We start from the raw sequence: 10,530 nt of genomic DNA on the forward strand, positions 1-10,530 counted from the left end.
ACCGTCGGCCTGTGGCGAGGGAGCTTGCTCCCGCTGGGCCGCGAAGCGACCCCAGAAAATGGGACTGCTGCGCAGTCCAGCGGGAGCAAGCTCCCTCGCCACGGTAAAGCGCTCCTCCTTAACTGACTGGCATTAGGGCAAGCCCTCTCCCACACTTGATGTATTCACAGCAAACGTGGGAGGGGGCTTGCCCCCGATGAGGCCCTCAAAACACCCTCCACTCACCTGCCGCAACCCTCCCGAAACTGCCCCGGCGTCATTCCCGTCCAGCGTTTGAACGCCCGGTTGAAACTGCTGGTGTCGGCAAACCCCAACAGATGACTGATCTCGGTCAACGAGCACTGCGGGTCGCGCAGGTGCAACAACGCCAGGTTCTGCCGGCATTCATTGAGCAACGCATCAAACCGGCAGCCCTCATCCGCCAGGTGCCGCTGCAAGCTGCGCACACTCAAATGCAGCGCCTGGGCGATCCGCTCCGCGCCGGGTTCGCCGTCGGGCAGTTGCGCTTCGATGGCGGCGCGCACCTTGCGCTCCCAAGTCAGCGGTTGCAGTTGCGCCAGGGTGCGTTTGAGCACCGTTTCATTGTGTTCGGCCAACTCCGGGTTGGCGTCGTCCAGGTGGCTGTCGAAGTCGCTTGCGGCGAACTCCAGGCAGTCTTCTTCGGCGCCAAAGAACACCGGCGAGCGAAACACCGTGTGCCAGGGCGTGGGGTCTGCCGGTTCCGGGCGCCGCAGGTAAACCGCCAGCGGTGCGTAGTCGCGTCCCAGGCGATTGCGACAGGTGCGCACATAGATCGCCGCAAACGCATCGATGGCTTCCAACGCGGGGGCTGGGCTGCCTTCGGGTTGCAGCAGGCAAAAACGGTAACAGTCGCCGTGACGGCTCAGCGCCAGGCTCAAGGCATCACTGACCACTGGGTGATAGCGCACGATACGCTCGAACACCTCGCGCAGGCTGCCGCTGGCCACCAGCGCGTAACCCAGCGCATGAAAGGTGGTGGGGCTGACGAATCGCGACACCCGCAAGCCGATCGCCGGGTCGCCACTGGCCTGCACCGCCAGTTCCCACAGGCGCGTGGTGGCCGACAACGGGTAGCGCGCATTCGGGTCGTCCATCAGCAGCGGGTCGAGCCCGGCCTGAAGGCACAGCGCGGCGCTGTCGAGGCCCAAGGCATCGAGTTGCTTGCGCAGGGCGCGGGTCCAGCTGGCGAGGGAAGTGGGTTCGGTCATGACGATTGGCGCTTGCGGTCAACAGGTTGGCGTGCGGAGCTAGCGTTCTGCGCCGGGCTTGGGTGCAGGATGCAGGCATCACTCCACAAGAGAATGGAAGCATGGACGGTACTTCTGCAAGTCCCCAGCAGATGAACGCGCAACAGCGTTCGGCGCATATCCGTGAGGTGGTGCTGGCCGAGGGCGTGCGCCTGCGCCAGCGACACCCCTGGCTGTTGCATCAGAACGCGCTGGGGGCGGGCATTCTGGCGTTTGCGCTGGTCGGCATGGTGGGTTCGGCGGCGCTCTATATCAGCGGTCAGATGGCCTGGTGGGCGTGCCTGTTGCTCAATGCCTTCTTCGCCTCTCTCACCCATGAGCTGGAACACGACCTGATCCACAGCATGTATTTTCGCAAGCAGCGCGTGCCCCATAACCTGATGATGGGCCTGGTATGGCTGGCGCGACCGAGCACGATCAACCCGTGGATTCGCCGGCGCCTGCACCTCAACCATCACAAGTTCTCCGGCACCGAGGCCGATATGGAAGAGCGTGCGATCACCAACGGTGAGCCCTGGGGCATCGCACGGCTGCTGATGGTGGGCGACAACATGATGTCGGCCATGATCCGCCTGCTGCGCGCCAAGACCTGGCAGCACAGGTTCAGCATCTTCAAGCGCGTGTTGCTGGTGTACGCACCGCTGGCGCTGCTGCATTGGGGCGCGTGGTACCTCTTCCTGGGTTTTCATGCCGTCAACGGCATCGCCAGCCTGACGGGCGCGCCCATCGAGTGGTCGGCCGGCACCTTGCAGGTGATGCAGGTGATCGACATCGCTGCGGTGGTGATCATCGGCCCGAACGTGCTGCGCACTTTTTGCCTGCACTTCGTCAGCTCCAACATGCACTATTACGGCGATGTGGAACCGGACAACGTGATGCAGCAGACTCAAGTGCTCAACCCCTGGTGGATGTGGCCACTACAGGCGTTCTGCTTCAATTTCGGCAGCACTCACGGCATCCACCATTTTGTGGTGAAAGAGCCTTTCTATATCCGTCAGATGACCGCCAGGGTGGCGCACAACGTCATGGCCGAGATGGGCGTGCGTTTCAATGATATCGGCACCTTTGCCAGGGCCAATCGGTTTGTGCGGCGTGAACAGATGCGCGCTCACGAACCGCGTACCGTTAAGGCTTAGTCGGGGCGAAGGAGGGCGCTTCGTACATGGGTATGGAGATCAAAAGTGGGCGTTGGGTTGCCTGGCGAAAGATCTGATATGAGCGGCCAATTCAGCCAGCGCTTTATCGTCTGCCCTGGCCGCGTCATGGGAAGAAAGGTAGCCTTCGTAATGCTCAAAATATTTGTCCAATTTTGAGCTGATTTTTCTGAAAGTGCTGTCCTCCCCTGTCCCATGCATCGGGAACAACTTGGCGTGCAGATGATCCACGCCATAGCCCTCCAGAATCATCCCCGTTCTGGCAACACCTGTGAGCGCTTTGTCCAGAAGCAGCGCAGTCTTTTTGGCCGCGACCACCAGGTCGCAAAGCACTGTATTCGACTGGGCAAACGCATAGCTGCCGTGATGGATTTTAGGAATGACGACACTGAAGCCTGGGGTGTTGGGGAATATGGAGAGAAAGGCCATGTGGGACTGGTCTTCCCACAAAAGATGAGAGGGGGCGGTACCGCGGGCAATGCTGCAAAAAATACAGTCCATCAAACACCGGCCTCATTCTGGTCAAAATATTGAGTGGAGTATCCCAAAGGCCACTGGGCCGCATCCCACTCACTATAATGTGATCGTTGTTCGCCAAAGAGATTGGATGCGATAGACCTTACTATTCCGGAGGCCATCAGCGCAGCAATGTTAAAATTTAACGGGCCAAAGCTTGGCATTATTGAGTGAGGGAGTTTCTGCCAATTCAGGGTGCTGTCTGGATTGAGTTTCGAGTGCTGCTTGTCTTTTCCTGAAAAGAAGTTGGCGATGCAATGGCTGTGTAGATAACCTCCGCTTACGACAGGAATTGTCGTCGCACAGGCCAGCTCACCGGCTCTTGATACTAAGGTAGGAGGGTTGTCTGCGGTAATTGCGATTGCAGAGAAGGTATTGGAGTTTGCGAGTTCAATAATGTCGCCATCGCTTAGCTCTAGTGTCACGGTTTGGATGTTTATATTGTCGAAGCGATCATTTATCTCTCGCTGCAGCATGGCCACCTTGGTGTTACCAATATCAGTTTTTCTCCAGAATAGTTGCAGATTAAGAAAGCTGCTTTCAATAATGTCCGGGTCAACCAAGGTTAAATGCTCAACGCCAGCGCCCGCGAGAAGCAGCGCTATAGTGCTACCAATTCCGCCACATCCAATGATAAGTACTTCGGATGCCTTAATTTTCTCAATGTCAGCCAGTAAGTCTGCGCACGATTTTGCTTTGCAAAGAAAAAAGCTGGTTGTGCGACTTGTGGCCGGGTTTTGCAGGAGATCGCAAACTGCGTCTATCTCATCTGACGCGCCGGGAACTAATGCCCGCGCCAGATGTAAACCCTCTTCAAGGGCCAAGACTGTTTGCTCGGTAATCTGGTAGGCTCCGGCAGGCCCATTTATCACTGTATTTCCGTCAGCCACCGAATGAAAAAGCGAGGGTATAACAACGCCGCTCGCATTGCCTGAGCTGTCAAAAAAACAAAAACTCTGATTTACATCACGCATTTATTTTTAGCTCTTGAAGTTTTAAACGATAGCGCTTATGCAGCGCTATCGCTGTTATTTAGATTACTTGCAGCGCGGGCTATTTCTCGATATCACGCCGCCATCGCATCCACCATCAAAAAGCTGTACAGCAAGAGGGGCAGCGTTTTGTTGAATGGAATGGGCTGTAGGCGGTTGAGAGGCGACAGGTGATGGGTCAGTTATTACGCTGGCTTGAGCGGTAGCAGAAACTCCTAGAAGTACTGCGGCAATGCCGAAGGCAGTTTTCTTACTAATGTTCATCACATGTTTTCTTTTCTGTCACTGAGGGATGTGTTGCGCTACTAATCTAAAAATAACAATCGTGTACTGTCAAAAGAAAAATAAATTTTCCGAAAACTCCTACTTTTATAGAGGTTTCTTACGGAGAAGTCGTTGGTTGTATTTGAATGTTATAAGCGTGAATGATTTGATTGTTGATAACATTGAGAAGATGAATATTTTTATTAAATATTTATTATGTTTTCGTTAAATTTCTAGATCGGTGTGGGCTATCTAGCTGTGGGTTATTTAATCAGCGTAGGATTTTAAAACCTGATTTTTTGTTTAAGTCGCGATATTCGCCAGTGTGTAAATGTCTTCCTCGCGCCCAGCAGGCAGTAGCTGTTTTCGAATGCAACATGGGCTGGTAATCCGACCGGCCGTTGATGTCGGCGATGACTTTGCGCAGGCCGTGGGTGAGATAGTCGGGTTGGCTTCAAAGTGGCCGTGTGCGTACACCTTGGGCGTGGCCGGGCGCTTCGACTTCCAGCCCGGTGCGGTAGGTGGCCGGGTTGAACACCCGCGTCACCAGCAGCATCGCCACGACCGTTACCGTGAGCACGACCCAGGCGCTGACAAAGTTGCCGGTCAGTTCGCGCAGCCAGCCGGTCAGCCACGGCGAAATCGCATTGATCAGAAAGCCCACGCCTTGTACGAAGGCGGCCAGTTGCCCGGCCTGGCGCGGGTCGCGGTGGTGGTCGAGGGTCAACAGCAGGCTCAGGGCGAAGCACGCGCCCAGGCCGAAGCCGCACAAGGCCACCCACACATGGGGAAATGCCTGCGGTGCGATGATCAGGCCAAGGTCGCCGATGGTTTGCGCCAACAGGCTGATGCCGAGCAGCGGGCGACGGTCGATACCGCGTTGCGCCATCACCGGCATCAGCAGCGCGGCGATCACCTGGAAGATGGTCATGAAGGCCAGCAACGAGCCGCTGGGCAGCACGCCCCAACCCAGTTGCTGATAGTAGGCAGGCAGCCATGCCACCATGCTCATGTAGCCGCAATTGACCAGGCCGAAGTACAGCGCAAGCAGCCATGCGCGGCGATTGCGCAGGCCTTTGAAGGCAGGCGCGACTTGTGTGTTTCGCGCGGCGCCCAGCGGCAACCACGCCCATAGCAGCAAGGCGCCCAGCGCCGGCAACAGCCACACGCCCAATCCCGCCTGCCATTGCTGAAAATGCGTCGCCACCACCGGGCTGAGCAGCGCCGCCAGCCCGCCGCCGGCCATCAGCGAGGCCGAATAAACGCCCATCGCCACCGGTACGCGGTGATGAAACTCGCGCTTGATCATTGCCGGCACCAACGCCTGGATCAGCGCCACACCCGCGCCGCCGAGCAACGCGGTGACCAGCAGCGCCGACGCCTGGCCCATCAGCCAGCGCGCCAGGCACGCCAGCAAAATCATCACCAGGCCCAGGGCAATCCCGCGCCGTTCACCCAGCCGCGCTTCCACGCGCACGCCTACCAGCGCCACTAAACCCATGCACACCACCGGCAGGCTGGTCAGCAGGGCACTGCTTTGGAAGCTGAGGCCGGTGGCGTGGCGAATCTCGCCGAGCAACGGGCTGATGGAACTGAGGATCGGCCGCAGGTTGAGGCCTAGCACCACCAGCAGGCCCCAGCCGGCGAGGGATTTATTGAGGGTCATGCAGGGTTTTCCAGTGGTGATACAGCGCTGTCATGGCTGGATCGGGCAGGTGTTGGACGGGCAGCGATTGTTCGCTCAGCGGCAAGCCGACCTGCTGGCTGATTGCCGCTGTGGACAGGCCAAAAGGCTCGGCCATGGCGTTGCTGGCGGCAAACACCACGCGCTCCACGCCACACAGGTACATGGCGCTCAAGCACATCGGGCAAGGTTGGCCGCTGGCGTACATCACGCAACCCTCCAGGCGCGCGCCGATCTGCCGGCTGGCGGCGCGGATCGCCAGCAGCTCCGCATGCGCGGTAGGGTCCTGGGTGAGATGGATTTCATTCACAGCTTCCGCCAGCACCTCGCCGTTGCGCGTCAGCACGGCGCCGAACGGGCGGCCACCTTGGGCCACGTTGGTGTGCGCCAGGGCGATGGCACGTTGCAGATGTGGCTGATCGTTTGTCATGCAAGCTCCCGAACGCGAGGAAAGAATCGAGTATGCTCAGCCGTCAGGGTATTCTGAAATTAAATATAACCATGCCGATCAGTGGCAAACGAAATGGCCATGACCCTATTCGATCCCGTGTTATTGCGCAGCTTTGTCGCCGTGGTGGACTGCGCCAACTTCACCCGCGCCGCCGAGTGCCTGCATGTGACTCAGTCCACCGTCAGCCAGCAGATCCGCCGCCTGGAAGAGGTGGTGGCATGCCAGCTGTTGGACCGCGACCAGCGCCGAGTGGTGGCAACCGCCGAGGGTGAGCGCTTGTTGGCGTATGCGCGCCGCATTCTGGCGCTGCATGAAGAAGCCGCCGACGTGCTGATCAACCAGCAAAGCGACGGCGTGTTGCGCCTCGGGGTGCCGGAAGATTTCGCCGCCGAGCGCCTGATGCCGTTGCTCTCGGCGTTCGTGGTGGCATATCCGCGAGTGCGCCTGGAAGTCGCCAGCGGGCTGGGTCCCGAACTGCAGCGCCAGTACCGCGGCGGTGAGTTCGATGTGTTGCTGGTCAAGCAGATGGGCGACAGCGACGACTGCGTGGCGTCGTGGCCGGAGCCTCTGTGTTGGGTCGACAGCCTGAGCACGCCAGTGCTGGGGCGCGATCCGCTGCCGCTGGTGGCGTTCCCGGTGGGCGCTCTGTACCGCAATGACATGCTGCACCATCTGGAACGGGGCGGTTGGCGCTGGCGTATCGGCTATTCCAGCGCCAGCCTGGCCAGCGTGTGCTCGGCGGTAGCGGCGGGGCTGGGTATCAGCCTGCTGCCGGAGCGTGTAGTGCAACCTGGCCATCGCATCCTGGGCGCCGACAGTGGTTTGCCGACTGTGCAAGGCGTGCGCCTGGCGCTGTATGGCCGCAACGGCCTGGGCGCTGCGGGGCAAGCCTTGCTGGGCGAGTTGCTTGCCTTGTGCGATGCCAATCCGCCTTGAGTCATGCCTTTACTGACTGGTTTGTGTTTTTGGTTATTAATAAATAGCTTCTTATTCCTTAACGGATATAAACCTCGTCCCTATACTGATCAGCAACGTTAAACGCTGCAGGAGGGCACACCCATGCACAGCGAGTCGATTCGTTACCTGATCGTGCCGGGCTGGCAAGGATCGCCAGAAGATCATTGGCAAAGCCACTGGCAGAACAGCCTGCCCAACAGCGCGCGCGTGGAGCAGGAAGATTGGCTGACCCCGCGCCGCGAAGACTGGGTGGCTGCATTGGCTGAGGCCATCGCCGCCGACAGCACGCCGGTGATCCTGATCGCCCATAGCCTGGGTTGCATCACCGTGGCGCATTGGGCGGCCACCGCGCCTGTGCATTTCTTGCGTCAGGTGCGCGGTGCCTTGCTGGTGGCCCCGGCGGATGTGGAACGCCCGGCCTGTGCCCCCGCCCTGCGCAACTTTGCGCCTATTCCCACGGACCTGCTGCCGTTTCCCAGCCAGGTGATCAGTTCCGACAACGACAGTGCCGTCAGCGCGCCGAGGGCGTTGGAGCTGGCGCGCTGCTGGGGTGCCGAAGCCGGAATACTTTCGGGGGCCGGGCATATCAATGTGAAGTCCGGCCACCAGCGTTGGGAGCAGGGTTTCGCCTACCTCTATCGCCTGCAAAATCGCCTTGAGCACCACGCTCGGCGCCGTGCATAAAATATTTCAACGCCCCGTCCCTGAGTGGATGGGGGCGGGAGCCTGCCATGAGTCTGCATGAAACCTACGGTCAGCCGCTGTTGACCTTCCCCGACGCCGAAAAAAGCCCGCTGAGCATTCGCGCCAAGGCGCTGGTGTTTGTCGACCCACGTTCGCGGCAGCTGCGCGAAGACCTGGAAAATCTCGCTCCGCGCGCCTTGCCGGTGTTGATTCGCGGCGAGACGGGCAGCGGCAAAGAGCTGCTGGCGCGGCATGTCCACCGTGGCAGTGACCGCACGGGCTTGTTTGTGTCGGTCAACTGCGGCGCGATCAGCCCGACTTATGCCGACGCGGAGTTGTTCGGGTACGCCGCCGGCAGCCACAGCGGTGCGGCGAGCAGCCGGGCCGGGTGGTTCGGCTCGGCCAATGGCGGCACGTTGTACCTGGATGAAATCGGCGATTTGCCGTTGCCGATCCAGGTTAAATTGCTCGCCGCCCTGGAAAACCACGAAGTCACCCGGGTCGGCGCTCACCAGCCAAGCCCGGTGGACGTGCGCCTGGTGGCGGCCACCAGCATCGACCTCGCTCAGGCAGTGGCGGCGGGCAAGTTTCATGAGCGCCTGTTTGATTATTTAAGCGAAGGCCGATTGGACCTGCCGGCACTGCGCGAGCGGGTCGGCGACATCCTGTCCCTGGCCGAATACTTCCTTGGCATCTACAGCCAGCGCCTGGGCCTGCCGGTGCCGCTGATCAGCGACGCCGCCCAGCGAGTGCTGGAGCACCACAGCTGGCCGGGCAATACCCGCGAGCTGGAAAACGTCATTCACTTTGCGCTGCTGGTAAGCAGCGGCGATGAGATTTTGCCCGAGCATCTGAACTTGCCCGTCGCCGGCTCGCCGTTGGAGCAGGTGCGGCGGATTTTCGCGAGCGCCAGCCCCGCCGAACAGGAGACGCTGCGCACCTTCCTGTATGAACAAAATAGAATATCAACGTGAATAAAAGATATTGTTCGGGAATAAAAAAACTAGGTATTGTCCACCCCACGCCGCAATAGCATTTCGCTGGCATCCCCACATAAAAAACGGTCGTTAGAAGGACATTGCATGAAAAAGGTTCTGTTGTTTACCGCACTGGCGGCTGCCCTGACTGCCGGCTTCGCCCAGGCCAACGAGAAACTGGTGGTGGCCGCCACCCCGATCCCGCACGCCGAAATCCTTGAGCTGATCAAGCCAACCCTGGCCAAGGAAGGCGTGGACCTGCAGATCAAAGTCTTCACCGACTACGTACAGCCAAACGTGCAAGTGGCCGAGAAGCGCCTGGACGCCAACTACTTCCAGACCCTGCCGTACCTCGAAAACTTCAACAAAGGTAAAGGCACCAACCTGGTGACCGTGGTCGGCGTTCACGTCGAGCCCATCGGCGGTTACTCGAAGAAAATCAAAAATATCTCCGAGCTCAAAGATGGCGCCACCGTGGCCATCCCGAACGAAGGCTCCAACAGCGGTCGCGCCCTGTTGCTGCTGCAGAAAAACGGTCTGATCACGCTCAAAGACCCGACCAACGCGTTGTCCACGCCAAAGGACATCAAAGACAACCCGAAAAACCTCAAATTCAAAGAGCTGGAATCGGCTCTGTTGCCGCGCGTGCTCGACCAGGTTGACCTGGACGTGATCAATACCAACTACGCTCTGGAAGCCGGCCTGAATCCGGCCAAGGATGCGCTGATCATCGAAGACGCCAAGTCGCCCTACGTGAACTTCCTGGTGGCCCGTCCGGACAACAAGGACAGCGACGCTATCCAGAAACTGGCCAAGGCGCTGACCAGCCCTGAAGTCAAAGCCTTCATCGAGAAAAAGTACAACGGCGCGGTCGTGCCGGCGTTCTGATGTAAAACAAAACCCCCTTCAAGGTTTCAACGCCGGCGGCTATTAGAGCGTCGGCGTTTTTTATGCCTGCAATACAGTCAAAAACTGTTGAAGGGGGCTTGCCCGCGATAAGCACAGGTACCTACGCAACTGTGAGCGCGGCACTGAACCTGTGGCGAGGGAGCTTGCTCCCGCAGCGGCCTGGCAGCCGACCCGAATGCTGGGTTGGTTCGAGTACATCCCCATTGTTCAGGTAACGGCCGCTATGGGTTCCGCTTTTACCGCGGGTCACTTTTGGAAAAGAAGCCCAAAAGTAACCAAAAAGGCTCTCGCCCCCCAACCCAGCATCCGGGCGACTGTCGGGCCGACTTCGCATGCACGTCAGCTCTTCCATTGGATCGCGCGGCGTCAGGCAGATAGCTATAGGCTGTCAGGCCGCCACGGGAGCAAGCTCCCTCGCCACAGGTTCAGTGCCGCGATGAGGCCAGTACGGTTCTCCTTACTGGCCACAGGTTCAGTGCCGCGATGAGGCCAGTACGGTCCTCCTTACTGGCCACAGGTTCAGTGCCGCGATGAGGCCAGTACGGTTCTCCTTACTGGCCACAGGTTCAGTGCCGCGATGAGGCCAGTACGGTTCTCCTTACTGGCCACAGGTTCAGTGCCGCGATGAGGCCAGTACGGTTCTCCTTACTGGCCACAGGTTCAGTGCCGATGAG

Annotated in this window: 10 protein-coding genes; 5 read left to right on the forward strand and 5 right to left on the reverse strand. The window is 59.3% G+C overall.

Annotated elements, in window-relative coordinates; genetic code table 11:
• Positions 1-221: 221 nt before the first annotated feature.
• Positions 222-1,229 (reverse strand): AraC family transcriptional regulator, encoded by a 1,008-nt coding sequence (locus tag Q1V60_RS05010; RefSeq protein WP_300628002.1) that lies wholly within the window; start codon positions 1,227-1,229, stop codon positions 222-224.
• 101 nt (positions 1,230-1,330) lie between these two features.
• Here Q1V60_RS05010 and Q1V60_RS05015 point away from each other — a divergent pair, with 101 nt between their 5' ends.
• Positions 1,331-2,404 carry a fatty acid desaturase gene (locus tag Q1V60_RS05015; RefSeq protein ID WP_300628004.1) on the forward strand — a complete coding sequence of 358 codons (1,074 nt, stop codon included), beginning with the start codon at positions 1,331-1,333 and terminating at the stop codon, positions 2,402-2,404.
• A 39-nt stretch (positions 2,405-2,443) separates the two neighbouring features.
• Here the strand turns inward: Q1V60_RS05015 and Q1V60_RS05020 are convergent, their stop codons facing one another.
• From Q1V60_RS05020 to Q1V60_RS05035, 4 genes are all read right to left on the reverse strand, one after another.
• Positions 2,444-2,923 carry an HIT family protein gene (locus Q1V60_RS05020; RefSeq protein ID WP_300628022.1) on the reverse strand — a complete coding sequence of 160 codons (480 nt, stop codon included), beginning with the start codon at positions 2,921-2,923 and terminating at the stop codon, positions 2,444-2,446.
• The gene (locus Q1V60_RS05025) at positions 2,923-3,912 is read right to left on the reverse strand and encodes a ThiF family adenylyltransferase (RefSeq protein ID WP_300628007.1); all 990 of its coding nucleotides are present in this window, start codon (positions 3,910-3,912) and stop codon (positions 2,923-2,925) included. The genes Q1V60_RS05020 and Q1V60_RS05025 overlap by 1 nt, the downstream gene beginning before the upstream one ends.
• A 736-nt stretch (positions 3,913-4,648) precedes the next feature.
• On the reverse strand, positions 4,649-5,860 hold the full coding sequence (locus tag Q1V60_RS05030; protein ID WP_300628009.1) for a CynX/NimT family MFS transporter: 1,212 nt from the start codon (positions 5,858-5,860) through the stop codon (positions 4,649-4,651).
• Positions 5,847-6,308, reverse strand: coding sequence for a nucleoside deaminase (locus Q1V60_RS05035; protein ID WP_300628011.1), 462 nt, complete (start codon positions 6,306-6,308; stop codon positions 5,847-5,849). The genes Q1V60_RS05030 and Q1V60_RS05035 overlap by 14 nt, the downstream gene beginning before the upstream one ends.
• Positions 6,309-6,401: 93 nt before the next feature.
• On the opposite strand from Q1V60_RS05035, the gene Q1V60_RS05040 reads away from it, so the two are divergent.
• The 4 genes from Q1V60_RS05040 to Q1V60_RS05055 all read left to right on the forward strand — a co-directional run bounded on the left by Q1V60_RS05040 (position 6,402) and on the right by Q1V60_RS05055 (position 9,835).
• Positions 6,402-7,265 (forward strand): LysR substrate-binding domain-containing protein, encoded by an 864-nt coding sequence (locus tag Q1V60_RS05040; protein ID WP_300628013.1) that lies wholly within the window; start codon positions 6,402-6,404, stop codon positions 7,263-7,265.
• Between the two features lie 123 nt (positions 7,266-7,388).
• Positions 7,389-7,970 carry an alpha/beta hydrolase gene (locus Q1V60_RS05045; RefSeq protein ID WP_300628015.1) on the forward strand — a complete coding sequence of 194 codons (582 nt, stop codon included), beginning with the start codon at positions 7,389-7,391 and terminating at the stop codon, positions 7,968-7,970.
• A 47-nt stretch (positions 7,971-8,017) separates the two neighbouring features.
• Complete coding sequence (locus Q1V60_RS05050; RefSeq protein ID WP_300628017.1) at positions 8,018-8,944, forward strand: sigma 54-interacting transcriptional regulator; 927 nt, start codon at positions 8,018-8,020, stop codon at positions 8,942-8,944.
• Between the two features lie 108 nt (positions 8,945-9,052).
• Positions 9,053-9,835: a MetQ/NlpA family ABC transporter substrate-binding protein gene (locus tag Q1V60_RS05055; RefSeq protein ID WP_198716285.1), complete on the forward strand. Its 783-nt coding sequence runs from the start codon at positions 9,053-9,055 to the stop codon at positions 9,833-9,835.
• Positions 9,836-10,530 lie beyond the last annotated feature (695 nt).

The sequence above is a fragment of the Pseudomonas sp. genome (genome assembly GCF_030147005.1).
Classification (GTDB): domain Bacteria; phylum Pseudomonadota; class Gammaproteobacteria; order Pseudomonadales; family Pseudomonadaceae; genus Aquipseudomonas.